10 protein-coding genes are annotated in these 14559 nt (G+C 67.2%); 5 read left to right on the top strand and 5 right to left on the bottom strand.

Features of this window, described 5'->3' with window-relative positions; all coding sequences use genetic code 11:
• Positions 1-2: 2 nt before the first annotated feature.
• The 5 genes from ligA to smc all read right to left on the bottom strand — a co-directional run bounded on the left by ligA (position 3) and on the right by smc (position 8772).
• Positions 3-2552, bottom strand: coding sequence for an NAD-dependent DNA ligase LigA (ligA, locus tag AC3WUT_RS02540; protein ID WP_492345482.1), 2550 nt, complete (start codon positions 2550-2552; stop codon positions 3-5).
• A gap of 315 nt (positions 2553-2867) precedes the next feature.
• A complete protein-coding gene (locus tag AC3WUT_RS02535; protein WP_492345481.1) occupies positions 2868-3497 on the bottom strand; it encodes a hypothetical protein in 630 nt (209 codons plus the stop codon).
• Positions 3498-3635: 138 nt separating this feature from the next.
• Complete coding sequence (locus tag AC3WUT_RS02530; RefSeq protein WP_492345480.1) at positions 3636-3974, bottom strand: DUF1016 N-terminal domain-containing protein; 339 nt, start codon at positions 3972-3974, stop codon at positions 3636-3638.
• Between the two features lie 151 nt (positions 3975-4125).
• Positions 4126-5211, bottom strand: a complete 1086-nt coding sequence (locus tag AC3WUT_RS02525) for a cell division protein ZipA C-terminal FtsZ-binding domain-containing protein (protein ID WP_492345479.1) — start codon at positions 5209-5211, stop codon at positions 4126-4128.
• Between the two features lie 33 nt (positions 5212-5244).
• Positions 5245-8772: a chromosome segregation protein SMC gene (gene smc / locus AC3WUT_RS02520; RefSeq protein WP_492345478.1), complete on the bottom strand. Its 3528-nt coding sequence runs from the start codon at positions 8770-8772 to the stop codon at positions 5245-5247.
• Positions 8773-9110: 338 nt separating this feature from the next.
• On the opposite strand from smc, the gene AC3WUT_RS02515 reads away from it, so the two are divergent.
• The 5 genes from AC3WUT_RS02515 to AC3WUT_RS02495 are packed head-to-tail and all read left to right on the top strand — an operon-like array spanning position 9111 to position 14547.
• Positions 9111-10100: a LysR family transcriptional regulator gene (locus AC3WUT_RS02515; protein WP_492345477.1), complete on the top strand. Its 990-nt coding sequence runs from the start codon at positions 9111-9113 to the stop codon at positions 10098-10100.
• A gap of 16 nt (positions 10101-10116) precedes the next feature.
• Entirely contained in the window at positions 10117-11619 is a 1503-nt protein-coding gene (locus AC3WUT_RS02510) for a SidA/IucD/PvdA family monooxygenase (RefSeq protein WP_492345476.1), read from the top strand.
• Positions 11616-12590, top strand: a complete 975-nt coding sequence (locus tag AC3WUT_RS02505; RefSeq protein WP_492345475.1) for an ABC transporter permease — start codon at positions 11616-11618, stop codon at positions 12588-12590. Before AC3WUT_RS02510 ends, AC3WUT_RS02505 begins: the two co-directional genes overlap by 4 nt.
• On the top strand, positions 12587-13504 hold the full coding sequence (locus AC3WUT_RS02500) for an ABC transporter permease (RefSeq protein WP_492345474.1): 918 nt from the start codon (positions 12587-12589) through the stop codon (positions 13502-13504). The genes AC3WUT_RS02505 and AC3WUT_RS02500 overlap by 4 nt, the downstream gene beginning before the upstream one ends.
• 5 nt (positions 13505-13509) lie before the next feature.
• On the top strand, positions 13510-14547 hold the full coding sequence (locus AC3WUT_RS02495; RefSeq protein ID WP_492345473.1) for an ABC transporter ATP-binding protein: 1038 nt from the start codon (positions 13510-13512) through the stop codon (positions 14545-14547).
• Positions 14548-14559: the final 12 nt, after the last annotated feature.

Here is a 14559-nt window from a genome sequence, read left to right as displayed (position 1 = left end):
GTTCAGTCTCCGGTCAGGGTGAAGGGCAGTTGGCCCTGGGGGGGCTCGGCCACAGGGGGCGACGCAGCGTCCGCCACGGTGGGGGTCGCCGGTGTCACGGGCTCGGGCCCGCCGTCGGTCTGGGCCAGCAGGCTCAGCATGCCGGCTTCGTCGAGCACGGGCACGCCCAGGCTCAGCGCCTTGTCGAGTTTGCTGCCGGCCTCGGCACCGGCTACCAGGTAGTCGGTCTTCTTGCTCACCGAGCCGGTCACCTTGGCGCCGGCGGCTTCCAGCAAGTCTTTGGCCTGATCGCGGCCCAGGGTGGGCAATGTGCCGGTCAGCACCACGGTCTTGCCCGCCAAGGACGATCGCGGCCCCGTGCTGGGGGCCGGCAAGGCGGCCAGAAGCTCGGTGCGGATCTGGTCCAGGTCCTGCAGCACCGCGGCCTGGCCGGGCTCGGCCACAAAGGCTTGCAGCGACTTGAGCACCTCGGCCGGCAGCTCGGCCGCGGCCTGCCAGGCGCCCTGGGCATCCAGCAGATCGCTCAGGGCCTGCAGGTGCGGGGCCAGTTGCTCGGCGCGCAGCGGGGTGAGCTTGGGCACCTTCAAGGCCCCCAGCAGGCTGGGCAGGCTCAGCTTGTCGGCCAGCGCCGGGTTGGGCAGGCCGGTGTCGGGCGGCACCACGCCTTGGGCGATCAGGGTGTCGATGACCTTGCGGTTGTGGTCTTCCTGCAAGAACTCGTAGATCGAGGTGGCCACCACGTCGCCCACGTCGGGCAGCACCCGCAACAGGGGCAAGGGCGCGCGGCGCACCCAGGCCAGGCGCCCCAGCCAGTCGGCCAGGGTTTTGCCGGTGGATTCGCCCACGTGGCGGATGCCCAGGGCAAACAGGAATCGGCCCAGGGGGCGCTGCTTGCTGGCGGCGATGCCATCGAGGATGTTCTGCGCCCACTTGGTGGGCACCTCGTCGCGGCCTTGCAGCTCGGCGGCCACGCCGTCGCGCTCGTCCACCCGCCGCTTCACATCGAGAAACTGCTGCAGCGTGAGGCTGTACAGGTCGGCCACGCTGCCGATCTGGTCGTACTCGACCAGGTTGTCGATGTGACGCTCGCCCAGGCCCTCGATGTCCATGGCGCGGCGGCTGGCAAAGTGGCGGATCGACTCCTTGCGCTGCGCCTTGCAGAACAGGCCGCCGGTGCAGCGGGCCACCACCTCGCCCTCGTCGCGCATCACGTGCGAGCCGCAGACAGGGCATTGGGTGGGCATGACAAAGCGCTTGTAGGGCTCGGGCAGCGGCTCGGCGCCCAGATCGAGGTCGGCCGGGCGGCGCTCGGCCACCACCGCCACCACCTGTGGAATCACATCGCCGGCTCGGCGCACGATCACCGTGTCACCCACCAGCAGGCCCAGGCGGGCGATCTCGTCCTGGTTGTGCAAAGTGACGTTGGACACCATCACGCCGCCCACAAACACCGGCTCCAAACGGGCCACCGGGGTGATCGCACCGGTGCGGCCCACCTGCACATCCACGCCCAGCACGGTGGTCAGTTGCTCCTGCGCCGGGTACTTGTGGGCCACGGCCCAGCGAGGCTCGCGGGTGACGAAGCCCAGCCGGCGCTGCAGGGCCAGGCTGTTGACCTTGTAGACCACGCCATCGATGTCGTAAGGCAACTGGTCGCGCAGGGCCCCGATCTTCTGGTGGTAGGCCACCAGTTCGGCGGCCCCCCGGGCGGTCTGGTCCAGTGCCTCGACCGGAAAGCCCCAGGATTTCAGGGTTTGCAGAATCTCGAAATGGGTCTGCCAGGCCGGCCCGCCCTGCTCCGGCGGCGTGACCTCGCCCAGGCCATAGGCAAAAAAGCTCAGCGGCCGCTGGGCTGCGATGTTGGAGTCGAGTTGGCGCACGGCCCCGGCTGCGGCATTGCGCGGGTTGACGAACAGCTTGTCGCCTCGGGCCCGCTGGGCCTCGTTCAAGCGCTCAAAGTCGGCACGGCGCATGTAGACCTCGCCCCGCACCTCCAGCACGGGCGGGGCCCCCGCCGGCAAGCGCAGCGGGATCTGGCCGATGGTGCGGATGTTGCTGGTCACGTCTTCACCCAGCTCGCCATCGCCCCGGGTGGCGGCCTGCACCAGCACGCCGGCCTCGTAACGCAGGTTCATGGCCAGGCCATCGAACTTGAGTTCGGCCACGTACTCGACCGGATCGCCCCCCTCCCCCAGGCCCAGCTCGCGCCGGATGCGGGCATCAAAGGCCTCGGCGCCACTGGCTTCGGTGTCGGTCTCGGTGCGGATGCTGAGCATGGGCACGGCATGGCGCACGCTGGCAAAGGCCTCCAAGACACGCCCGCCCACGCGCTGGGTGGGCGAGTCGGGCGTCAGCAGCTCGGGGTGGGCCGCCTCCAGGGCCTGCAGGGCTCGAAACAGGCGGTCGTACTCGGCATCCGGGATCTCGGGCGCATCGAGCACGTAATAGCGGTGGGCATGGTGGTGCAGTTGCTCGCGCAAGGCCTGGGCCTGCGCCACGGTGGCGGCATCCGCGGGCGCCGTGGCAGCCCCGTTCGGGTCAAGGGTGGTCATGAAAAACGTCCGGCGGCGGGCCCAGACGCTGGGCCGCATGCGGCAAAAATTTTATCCAAGATGGGGGTGGCTCGGGGCTCGGTGCCGGCTTGCCCGGCCATGGCTCAGGCCATCGCCCAAGCGGCTGCCCATCCTAACGCAGCGGCAGGACACCGACTTGAAAACTCATTTCCCGCAAGAGGTTAGTGTTTTCTGATCTAAGCCTCATGGACATCCGAGCTAACCCATATCGGAAGTGGGTACCACCCAATTCCGTTGACCCGAAGCACTTGTCGTACTCGGTTAAACGGAACTGAATGCCCACTGTTGAGGTACCTACTTTCGGGTAGTCATAGCCACGTTCCATGAAACCAGCCTATGGCTTCGGTTATTGCACATCCACCGTTCAATGCTTGCGGCGATACCTTCAGAGTCATCCCCCAACGCTGCAAATGCTGACAACGGGGGCCCCAACTTTTCGAGTACTTTTCTAAGCTCTTGACCACCGATGCAGCGAACCTCGTATTCAGTCACATGCTTGTTGATCAGCTCACCTTCGATGTACTTCCAGCATTGACTGTGGAAAAGCTGATTCTCTATCTTTGCACCTGTTTCGTGATCCAAGGCCGGTGACTCACGCCATCGGTCGCGCATTCGATTTCGGGATATTCCCACATACCTGATGATTCCATCGCGCTGCCCTGCAATCAAATACATGCAAGGTTCTCTCGCGCCCCAAAGAGTGGGATTAACGACTGAATAGTCGGCCTGTAACCAAGGCCCATATCTTGAATCGGTGCTCGGTACATTTCGACGCCAGCGCTTACCACCGATACCATGAATTTTCAGAACTGTTACAGCCGAGTTAAAGATGGAATACGCAAGCCTTTCTGCCTGATCTTGAGTCAATTCATTAATCCCTGTGTGTTTTTGAAGGCAAACATTATTGCCATAAAATTCGAGCATCCCAGGTCAATTCGACCCATTTTCTTGCTTGATGACGAAAAACGAGACCGCTAAAAAATAGTCTGCAGGGTTCAAGCTTTGGGCTCTCAGCAAGGTTGCCCGAATGGTCTGATGACATACTCCGCCCAAGCGGTAATGTCAGCTCAATTGTCGTACCAGTGATACGACAATCTTTTCGTCGCTGAACTGGCTTGCAAACTGGACCATGCGGCGCAGGTTTTTCTCAGAAAAGCTCTGGCCATAGTCGCGCACCAACTGCAGGGCCAGTTTGGGTAGTACCTCCTGCCCGTATTCCGCACGTCGGCCCGCCAAAACGTGGGCATGGATTCTTTGCCCAACAGACCAATACAACAAAGTCAACTCACTGTTGACCGCGGCCACGGCACGTTGCCGGGCGCCATCGATCAAGCGCTTCAGATCAACGAGTAGGCCATCCGGCAGATCGGCCGGAGCGGCTGAGGGGATGGGCAAAGGCATGGAATGCGTCCTTCGGCAGGCGCCGCGGGCGCGGCGGGAAGAACAGCATGCAAGCCATCAGAGACCGGGGGGGGCCAGCCTGGCCAGAAGCTGCATCAATGCAGCCCTGAAACAGCCCGGCGGTGGGGCTGATCGGCTCAGTTGAACAGCCTCAGCTGAAAAGACGCCGCGCCTGCGGCGAACCGGCGGCCAGGTCGCGGCTGTCGAGGGCGTCGTACAGCTGTTCCAGGTCGACGCCGATGGCGTCCATGGCCTGCTCGGGGATCAGGTTGCCGTTCTGGTCGGTGACCACGCCGTCCATGGCTTCGGCCAGGGCCTGGGCCACCTGGCGCAGTTGGCGGAAGGGTTGTTCGCTGCGCGGCACCTGGGGCACGTCCAGGTGCAGCGAGATGTCGCGCAGGGCCGATTGCTCGGGGTCGTCGGCCATGGCGGCCTGGGCGTCGTAGGTCAGGCCCAGCATGGGCGGCAGGCCGGCCACGGTCGAGGGCAGCACCATGCGCCCCGGGATCACGCCGGGCACAAAGCCCAGCCGCGCAGCGTTCTGCTGCACATAGCCGGGGCTCCAGGCAGCCTGGCGGGCGCGCAGGCTGAAGGTCAGTTGGGCGTCGTGGTCGCTGGCGAACTGGTCCAGCTCGCGCCCGCGGGCCACCTCATGCAGCATGTCGGGGAACTCGGGCAAGGCGTTCACCGCATCGGCAAAGGCCTGGGCCTTCATCACAAACTCGGAAAACTCGATCTCGTTGAGCGCACCGGTGCGGTTGGCCAGCTGCACGCCAGCCTGGAAGGCCCCGTAGCGCTGGCCGGGCACGGGCGTTTCCCAGTGCTGGCTGGCTTCGTTCAGCCCCTCGATGGCAAAGGGCTTGCTGCCGGCGCGTCGGGTGTGCGGCGACGCGGCCAGGGCGGCATCGCCCGACACCACCCCTTCAAGGGACATGGGGGCGATCACGTCGATCAGCGAGTCGAGACCCGGTTTGCGCTCCAGCACGGGCAGCGGCATGCCCAGACCGGGAGAGGCATCGCTGGCCTGGGCGGGTTCCAGCGGGTCGACCAGGGCCGCATCCAGGCCAGGCTCACGGCGCGCCAGGGGATCGGTCAGGTCGGTGCCGGCATGCTGGCTGTCGGGCTCTGGTTCGGGCTTGCGCGGTTCGTTCTTGCGCGAAGTCCAGGTGTTGTAGGCCACCACCGCCGCCAGGATGGCGCCGCCGGCAATGGCCAGGCTGATTTGCAAATTGCTCATGGTTGCTTGGGGTTCCTGGGTCTCTGGGCCGGATCAGGCGTGGTCGGCCATCGAAAGGGCCGACTCCATGTCGACCGCCACGATGCGCGAGACGCCCTGCTCCTGCATGGTCACGCCGATCAGTTGTTCGGCCATTTCCATCGCGATCTTGTTGTGGCTGATGAAGAGGAACTGGGTTTCCTTGCTCATGCTGGCCACCAGTTTGGCATAGCGCTCGGTATTGGCGTCGTCCAGCGGGGCGTCCACCTCGTCGAGCAGGCAGAACGGCGCGGGGTTGAGCTGGAAGATGGCAAACACCAGGGCAATGGCGGTCAGGGCTTTCTCGCCGCCGGACAGCAGGTGGATGGTCTGGTTCTTCTTGCCCGGGGGCTGGGCCAGCACCTGCACGCCCGAATCAAGGATTTCCTCGCCGGTCATCATGAGCTTGGCATTGCCGCCGCCGAACAGCTCGGGGAACATGCGCCCGAAATGATGGTTGACCGTGTTGAAGGTGCCGGCCAGCAACTCGCGGGTTTCGCCGTCGATCTTGCGGATGGCGTCTTCCAGCGTGTTCATGGCCTCGGTCAGGTCGGCCGACTGGGCGTCGAGGAAGGTCTTGCGTTCGCGGGCCACGGTCAGTTCATCGAGCGCCGCCAGGTTGACAGCCCCCAGGGCGGCAATCTCGCGGTTCAGGCGGTCGATCTCTGACTGAAGGCCGGTCAGGCGCACGGCCCCCTGCTCGATCGAGGCGGCCACCACGGCCAGGTCGGCACCGGCATCGGCCAGCAGGCCTTCGTACTGCTCAAAGCCCAGGCGGGCGGCCTGTTCCTTGAGCTGGAACTCGGTGATGCGCTGACGCAGCGGCTCCAACTCGCGCTCCAGCTTCTGGCGCATCTCGTCGCTGGCGCGCAGCTTGGTGGTGAGGTCGTCGTATTCGCTGCGCCGGGCGCCCAGGTTCTTCTCGCGCTCCAGCTTGAGGTGCAGGGCATCCTGCAGCCCCCCCTGGGCGGCCGCGTCGGACAGGCGGGCCAACTCGTCGTGGGCGCGCTGCTGCTCGGCGACCAGGCTTTCGGCCTGCTGGCGGGCGGTGTCGATGGTGCGGGACAACTCGCCACGGCGCGCTTCGAGTGAGCGGCGGGCAAAGGTGGCTTCCTGGGCCTGGCGCTCCAGGGTGCGCTGCTGCTCACGGCTCTCGGCCAGCTTGCGCTCGGCTTCGATCACACGTTCGTCCAGTTGGGCGTGCCGCTCCTGGGTGTCGGCCAGTTGCAGGTCCAGTTCTTCGAAACGGGCCTCGGCGGTGATGCGGCGCTCTTGCAGTTCCTCCAGGGCGGCATCGACTTCAGCCAGATCGGCCTGCAACTGCTCACTGCGTTGGCGGGCCTGCTCCGCCTGCTGGCTGAGCCTCAGGGTCTCCACGTCCAGCTCGTGGCGGCGGCCCTGGGCCTCGGCTGCCTCGCGCCGCACGGCCACCAGGCGTTGCGAGGCATCGGCATAGGCGGCCTCGGCACGCACCAGGGCGCCGCGGGCTTCTTCACCGAGCAGCACCTGGGCCCGCAGTTGTTTGTCGAGGTTCTCGATCTCCTGGGCGCGGGCCAGCAGGCCGGCCTGCTCGGAGTCGGGGGCGTAGAAGGTGACGCCATGCGCCGACACGGCATGGCCACCGGCCACATAGACCACCTCGCCCGGCTTCAGGCTGGCGCGCTGGGCCAGGGCTTCGTCCAGGCTGGGCGCGGTGTAACAGCCGTGCAGCCAATCGGCCAGCAAGGCACTCAGGCCGGCATCGTTGAGGCGCAACAGCTCCGACAGGCGAGGCCAGGCCCCGGCGGGCGCGGGTACGGCGGCTGCCGGCGGGCTGAAAAAGGCCAGTCGGGTGGGCGGCGCATCGGCCGGCGCCTGGCCCAGAAAGCCCCGCACCAGCTCCAGGCGCGACACTTCGAGGGCGCCCAGGCGTTCGCGCAGGGCGGCTTCCAGGGCGTTTTCCCAGCCCGCCTCGATGTGCAACCGGTTCCACAGGCCCTGCAGGTGATCCAGGCCGTGCTTGGCCAGCCAGGGCTTGAGCTTGCCGTCGGTGCGCACCTTCTCCTGCAAGGCCTTGAGGGCCTCCAGGCGGGCCGAGAGGTCGGCCTGGCGCGCACTCTCGCTGTTCACGGCCTGCTGGCGGCTGCGCCTGTCTTCGTCCAGGGCGGGCACGCTTTCCTGCAGTTCGTGCAGTCGGGCCTCGGCCTCTTCGGCCACGGCCTGGGCTTCTTCCAATTCGGCGCGGCGCGTGTTCAGCAAGGCCTCATCGGGTACTGCCAGCGCCTTGCGGTCGGTGCTGAGTTTGTCGTGGCGCTGGTTCAGGTTGCGGCTTTGCTCATCCAGGCTGCGCTGCTCGGCGGCCAGCACCTGGATCTGCTGCTGCACCTGGCTGACCAGCACGCGCTGTTCATTGGCGCGTTGCTGGCTCAGGCGCAGCGCGTCTTCCAGCTCGGGCAGACGCATGGCCTGCTCTTCAACCTGGGCGGCCAGCAGCTCGGCCTTTTCTTCGGCACTGATGTCGTCCTCGGCCAGGGTTTCCAGTTGGGCTTCGGCGTCTTCACGGCGCAGCGACCATTGGCCGATCTGCTCGCGCAGCGTGGCCAGGCGCTGCTCCACGCGTTGCCGGCCTTCCACCACGAAGCGGATCTCGGCCTCCAGGCGGCCGACTTCGGCGCTGGCTTCATACAGGGCGCCCTGGGCCTGGTTGACCTGGTCACCAGCGGTGTAGTGGGCCTGGCGGATGGTTTCCAGGTCGGCTTCGATGTGGCGCAGGTCGGCGGTGCGCGACTCCAGGTCGTTCACGGCCTGGGCCGCGTCGGCCCGCACCTTGGCCTGGTCGCCTTCGCTTTCGCGCCGTTTCAGGAACCACAGCTGGTGCTGCTTGAGCGTGACATCGCTTTGCAAGGCGTTGTATTTGCGGGCCACCTCGGCCTGCTTTTCGAGCTTGTCCAGGTTGGCATTGAGCTCGCGCAGGATGTCTTCGACCCGGGTCAGGTTCTCACGCGTGTCCGACAGGCGGTTTTCGGTCTCGCGGCGGCGTTCCTTGTACTTGGACACCCCGGCCGCCTCTTCGAGGAACAGGCGCAGTTCCTCAGGCTTGGATTCGATGATGCGGCTGATCGTGCCCTGGCCAATGATGGCGTAGGCCCGGGGCCCGAGGCCGGTGCCCAGGAACACGTCCTGCACGTCCTTGCGGCGCACCGGCTGGTTGTTGATGTAGTAGCTGCTGTTGCCGTCGCGGGTCAGCACGCGCTTGACGGCGATCTCTTCGTACTGGTTCCATTGCCCACCGGCGCGGTGGTCGATGTTGTCGAACACCAGTTCAACGCTGGATCGGCTGGCCGGCTTGCGCGTGGTCGTGCCGTTGAAGATCACGTCCTGCATCGATTCGCCGCGCAACTCGCTGGCCTTGCTTTCGCCCAGCACCCAGCGCACGGCATCCATGATGTTGGATTTGCCGCAGCCGTTCGGGCCCACCACCCCCACCAGCTGCCCGGGCAGCAGGAAGTTGGTCGGCTCGGCGAACGACTTGAACCCTGATAGCTTGATTGAATTGAGACGCACGAGAAACCCTGTTCGGCCTGTCGCCACGGGGGCGCCGCAGGCAGCTTGATGGCATGGGACCGACAGCACCCCGCAGGGCTTCGGTCCGGATGATCCGCGGGGCACGATGTTACCCGAGCGCACTCTGGTTCCGCGGTGCAGCGGGCCACAGCACCGCTTTTTGCGCCCTCGCCCGCGTGATTTGGGTCACGGGCAGGCAATTTCAGCGGTCGTCAGGCCTGACCACCGCGATCAAGGGTGCCTATCAGCAGCTGACCGGCATGCCAGGCACGCTGAACTCATAAGCATATAAATATTGAATGATTGACCTGCATTAATGCGCAATGTAGATTCTTGGCATGGAAACTCGCCACCTCGAAGCCTTTTCGGCCGTCATGTCCAGCGGCAGCATCACCGGTGCGGCTCGGCTGTTGGCGCGTTCGCAGCCGGCGGTCACACGGCTGATCCAGGAGCTGGAGGCTGAAATCGGCCACCCGCTGTTCCAGCGCCATGGCCCGCGGGTCACCCCCACCGAGCACGGCTTTGGCCTGCGCGGCGATGTGGAGCGTGCCCTCGCCGGCCTGCGCCAGGTCGGCGAGCGGGCCCGCCAGATTGCCAGCCGTGAGCTGCCGGCCCTGGAAGTGGCCGCCACCTCAGCCCTGGCCCTGGGCCTGCTGCCCCCTGCCCTGGCCCACCTGGAGCAAGGCCTGGGCCCCAGCCCACTGCAACTGAACACCGGCGTGCCCGAGCAGGTCTTGCAGGCGGTGCTGCTGGGTGAGGTGGACCTGGGCCTGTGCAGCCTGCCGCTGGAGCACCGGGGCCTGCAGGTGCACTGGATCGGTCAATTGCCCTGCGTGGCGGTGTTGCCGGCCGACGATGAACTGGCGCGTCATGCGGTGGTGCCCCTGCAGGCACTGGGTCAGCGCCGCCTCATCACCATGGGCAACCCCTACCGGCTGCGGCATCGGCTCGAACATGCGCTCGGGCCGACCCAACAGCCCGCGCTGATCGAAACCAATGCCTCGGCCAGCGCGATGGCCCTGGTGCGGTCCGGGCTTGGCGTGGCCGTGCTGGAGCCGCTGACCGCGCACGGCCTGCAGCCCAGCGGCGTGGCCGTGCGCCCCTTGGACACCGAAGTGCCCTTTTTCTTTGGCGTGATCACCCTGCCGACCCGGCCCGTAGCGCCAGCCCAACAGCAGCGCACCGAGGCCCTGGTGCAGGCCTTGCTGGCGCAGGCTCGGCAGTTGCCCGGGTTCCAGGAACACCCGCCCTCGGCCCACGCCCACTTGCTCGATGCAGAGCATGGCCTGGCGCCCCAGTCCCCGACGAACAACCCGATTTCACTTTGACTAGAAAGGCTCGACCATGAGCGCTAACCCTGTGTCCTCCGCTGTTTCCCCCGCCGGCCTGGCCGCCCTGGAGGCCCGCCTGAAGCAGGACCTGCAATGGCTGTGCCTGCCCGCCAAGCCCTGGGTACCTCAACAGGCCGACCCCGAGGTGCTGGATGTCGCCATCATCGGCGGCGGCATGGCCGGCCTGGCCCTGTCGGCCTCGCTGCGTCACCTGGGCATCCGCAACCGCATCTATGACCAGGCGCCGGCCGGTTTTGAAGGCCCCTGGGCCACCACGGCGCGCATGGAGACCCTGCGCTCCCCCAAAGAGTTGACCGGCCCGGCGCTGGGCCTGCCCGCCCTGACCTTTCGCGCCTGGTTCGAGGCCCAATTCGGCCTGGACGCCTGGAACGAACTGGACAAGATCCCACGCCTGCAATGGGCAGACTACCTGCGCTGGTACCGCCAGGTGCTGGATCTGGAGGTGCTCAACCAGCACCGGGTGACCGATGTACTGCCCCAAGCCGACGGCACGGTGCAGATCGAACTGCAGGACCAGCGGCAGACACCGGCCCGCACGCTGACCGTACGGGCCCGCCACCTGGTGCTGGCCACCGGGCGGGATGGCCTGGGCGGGGCCTGGGTGCCGGCCTGGGCCCACCAGGTGCCGCGAGACCGCTGGGTGCATTCCTCTGACGTCTGGGACGGCGAGCGCATGCGCGGCCTGCGCGTGGCCGTGGTGGGCGGCGGCTCGTCGGCCATGGACGTGGCGGCCACGGCGCTGGAACACGGCGCGCAGCGGGTCGACCTGCTGATCCGCCGCCCCGACCTGCCCCGCGTCAACAAAGGCAAGGGCGCTGGCCATCCCGGCATGGTGCATGGCTACCCGACGCTGGCGGACGAATGGAAGTGGCGTTTGCGCCACTACATCAATGTGCAGCAGGTGCCGCCGCCACACGGCAGCACGCTGCGGGTGTCGCGCCACGCCAACGCCCACTTTCATCTGGGCACCCCCATCCTGGGTGCCAGCCTGCGCAGCGACGGCGTGCTGCGGGTGGACACCGCCAAGGGCCCGCTGGCCGCCGACGTGCTGATCTTCAGCACGGGCTTTCGCACCGACTGGAGCCAACGCCCCGAGTACGCCCGCCTGGCGCCCCATGTGCGCACCTGGCAGGACCGCTTCACCGCCCCGGCCGGGCAGGAGGACAGCGAACTCGACCAGTCGCCCGACCTGGGCCCGCTGTTCGAATTTCAGCAACGCACGCCGGGCAGCCTGCCGGGCCTGGAACGGGTGCACTGCTTCTGTTATGCGGCCGCGCTGTCGCAGGGCGCCGGCGCCGGTGACATCCCGCAGATCAGCGAAGGCGCCCAGCGCCTGGCCCGCGGCCTGGCCGCCCAGTTGCTGAGCGAGGACGCCGCGCAGCACTTTGCCGCCATGGAAGCCTATGCCGACCCCGAACTGGACGGTCAGGAATGGACCCCGGCCCCGGCCCTGCCGCCTTACGACGACGTGGCAGCCGCTGCGACCGTGGCATGAGCGGCTGGCTGCTGCGCCGCATCGGTCAGGCGGCCCTGGTCGTACTGGCCATGACGGTGATCGTGTTCGTGGGCCTGCACGCGGTGGGCAACCCGGTCGACATCCTGATCGGCGACGACCTGAACCAGCAGGAGCGCCTGCAGGCCATTGCCCGCCTGGGCCTGGACCAGCCGCTGTGGCGGCAGTACCTGGCCTTTGTCGACGGCGCCCTGCATGGCAGCCTGGGGCGCAGCTTTGTGTACCAGGAAGACGCCTTCCACCTGATCCTGCAGCGCCTGCCCGCTACCCTGGAACTGGCGGTGTCGGCCCTGCTGCTGGCGGTGGTGATCGGCGTGCCCCTGGGCTTGGTGGCGGGCATGTGGCCCGAGCACCCGCTGTCCAAGGCCTTGATGGCGGGCTCGATCGTGGGCTTTTCGCTGCCCGCCTTCTGGGTGGCGCTGATGCTGATCATGGTGTTCAGCGTGCAACTGGGCTGGTTGCCGGCCAGCGGCCGTGGCACCACCCGCGAGTGGCTGGGCGTGGCCTGGTCCTGGCTCACGCTGGACGGCTTGCAGCATCTGTTGCTGCCGGCCATCAACCTGGCGCTGTTCAAGATCTCGCTGGTGCTGCGCCTGACCCGGGCCGGCGTGCGCGAGGTGCTGCCGCAGGATTTTGTGAAATTTGCCCGCGCCAAGGGCCTGTCGCCGGCCCGGGTGCTGCTGTGGCATGTGTTGCGCAACACCCTGATCCCGTTGGTGACGGTGCTGGGCCTGGAGTTGGGCTCGACCATCGCCTACGCGGTGGTCACCGAAAGCATTTTTGCCTGGCCCGGCGCCGGCAAGCTGATCCTGGACAGCATCAACTCGCTGGACCGCCCCGTGGTGGTGGCCTACCTGATGGTGGTGGTACTGATCTTCGTCACCCTGAACCTGCTGGTGGACGTGCTTTACAAGTTGCTGGACCCCAGGGTGCGGCTGGAGGGGGCGGCATGAGCGGCACCCGTCTGGTCAAACCCGCGCTGGCGGCCCGCGAACACTCGATCTGGTGGCGCATGGCGGCCGACTTTGCGCGCTCGCGCATCGCGTTGGCCGGCCTTTTGTTACTGCTGGCGGTGCTGCTGGTGGCCCTGGTGGCCCCCTGGATCACGCCGCAGAACCCCTACGACCTGATGCAGCTCGACGTGCTGGACGCCCGCCTGCCGCCAGGCAGCCCGCAGGGCAGCGGCCAGTACACCTACTGGCTGGGCACCGACGGCCAGGGGCGCGATCTGTACTCGGCCATCGTGTATGGCCTGCGCATCAGCCTGCTGGTGGGCGTGGGTTCGGCCGCCGTGGCGGCTGTGGTGGGCACGCTGATGGGCCTGCTGGCCGCCTATGCGGGTGGGCGCATCGATGCGCTGATCATGCGCCTGGTCGATCTGCTGCTGTCGTTCCCCACCCTGCTGATGGCCTTGATGATCCTGGCCTGGACGGGCAAGGGCGTGGGCAATGTGGTGCTGACCCTGGTGCTGCTCGAATGGGCCTACTACGCCCGCACCGCCCGCGGCCAGGCCCTGGTGGAGGCGCGCCGTGACTACGTGGAGGCGGCTCGCGGCCTGGGCCTGCCCGACTGGCGCATTCTGCTGGGCCACATCCTGCCCAACTGCCTGCCGCCCCTGCTGGTGATCGGTGCCTTGCAGGTGGCGCGCGCCATCACGCTGGAGGCCACCCTGTCCTTTTTGGGCCTGGGCGTGCCGATCACCGAGCCCTCGCTGGGGCTGCTGATCTCCAATGGCTACCAGTACCTGCTGTCCAATGAATACTGGATCAGCGTCTTCCCGGGCCTGGCCCTGCTGGCCACCATCGTGGCCATCAACCTGGTGGGGGATCAGTTGCGCGATGTGCTCAACCCCCGCCTCATGAAGTGAACGCCATGGCATCTCCCATTTCGACAGACGCGGGCGACATCACGCTGGAGGTACGCAACCTGCGCACCCGCTTCCACACCCGCGAGGGCGTGCTGCCCGTGGTGGACGGGGTCTCGTTCACCCTGCGGCGCGGCCAGGTGCTGGGGCTGGTGGGCGAATCCGGCTCGGGCAAGTCGGTGACCGGCTTTTCCATCATGGGCCTGATCGACCCACCGGGCCGGGTGGAAGGCGGGCAGTTGCTGTTCCAGGGCCGCGAGCTGCGCGACCTGAGCCCGCGCGAGCGCCGCAGCCTGCAAGGCGACCGCATGGCCATGATCTTTCAAGACCCCATGGCCACGCTGAACCCGGTGCTGGACATTGCCACCCAGATGATCGAGGCGGTTCAGGCGCACCGCCGCGTGAGCCGGGCCCAGGCCCGGCAATTGGCGCGCGACACCCTGGCCAGCATGGGCATTCCCAGCCCCGACGAGCGCCTCGATGCCTACCCGCACCAGCTCTCAGGCGGCATGCGGCAGCGGGTGGCGATTGCCATTGCGCTGCTGCACGGGCCCGACCTGATCATTGCCGACGAACCCACCACCGCCCTGGACGTGACCTTGCAGGCCCAGATCCTGTCCGAGGTGCAGGCCCTGGTGCGCGAGCGCGGCACGGCGCTGATCTGGATCAGCCACGACCTGTCGGTGGTGGCCGGCCTGGCCGATCAGATCGCGGTGATGTATGCCGGGCGCATCGTGGAGCACGGCACGGTCGACCAGGTGCTGGACCACCCCCAGCACCCCTACACCCAGGGCCTGATCGGCAGCCTGCCCAGCGCCAACCAGCGCGGCACCCGCCTGCGCCAGATCAGCGGCATGGCCCCCAGCCTGCTGGACATGCCCGCGGGCTGTGCCTTTGCCCCGCGCTGCCCACGCGCCACCGCCACCTGCCAGCAGACCCGGCCCGAGATCAGCCCGGCGCGCCCGGAAGCCCCCGACCACACGGTGCGTTGCCATCACCCCGGCCCCACCACCCTGGCCGCCCCCTCAGACAAGGCCGATGCATGAGCGCGCCACTTT

The sequence above is a fragment of the Curvibacter sp. EU05-FHT14A10 genome, assembly GCF_058791075.1.
The sequence above is the reverse complement of the archived record's forward strand: the minus strand, read 5'-3'. Positions and strand labels throughout refer to the sequence as shown.

What these genes read in the sequence shown, in the direction of transcription:
- ligA (WP_492345482.1), bottom strand. Translation starts at nt 2,552, where the DNA reads ATGACCACCCTTGACCCGAACGGGGCTGCCACGGCGCCCGCGGATGCC.
- AC3WUT_RS02535 (WP_492345481.1), bottom strand. Translation starts at nt 3,497, where the DNA reads ATGCTCGAATTTTATGGCAATAATGTTTGCCTTCAAAAACACACAGGG.
- AC3WUT_RS02530 (WP_492345480.1), bottom strand. Translation starts at nt 3,974, where the DNA reads ATGCCTTTGCCCATCCCCTCAGCCGCTCCGGCCGATCTGCCGGATGGC.
- AC3WUT_RS02525 (WP_492345479.1), bottom strand. Translation starts at nt 5,211, where the DNA reads ATGAGCAATTTGCAAATCAGCCTGGCCATTGCCGGCGGCGCCATCCTG.
- AC3WUT_RS02515 (WP_492345477.1), top strand. Translation starts at nt 9,111, where the DNA reads ATGGAAACTCGCCACCTCGAAGCCTTTTCGGCCGTCATGTCCAGCGGC.
- AC3WUT_RS02510 (WP_492345476.1), top strand. Translation starts at nt 10,117, where the DNA reads ATGAGCGCTAACCCTGTGTCCTCCGCTGTTTCCCCCGCCGGCCTGGCC.
- AC3WUT_RS02505 (WP_492345475.1), top strand. Translation starts at nt 11,616, where the DNA reads ATGAGCGGCTGGCTGCTGCGCCGCATCGGTCAGGCGGCCCTGGTCGTA.
- AC3WUT_RS02500 (WP_492345474.1), top strand. Translation starts at nt 12,587, where the DNA reads ATGAGCGGCACCCGTCTGGTCAAACCCGCGCTGGCGGCCCGCGAACAC.
- AC3WUT_RS02495 (WP_492345473.1), top strand. Translation starts at nt 13,510, where the DNA reads ATGGCATCTCCCATTTCGACAGACGCGGGCGACATCACGCTGGAGGTA.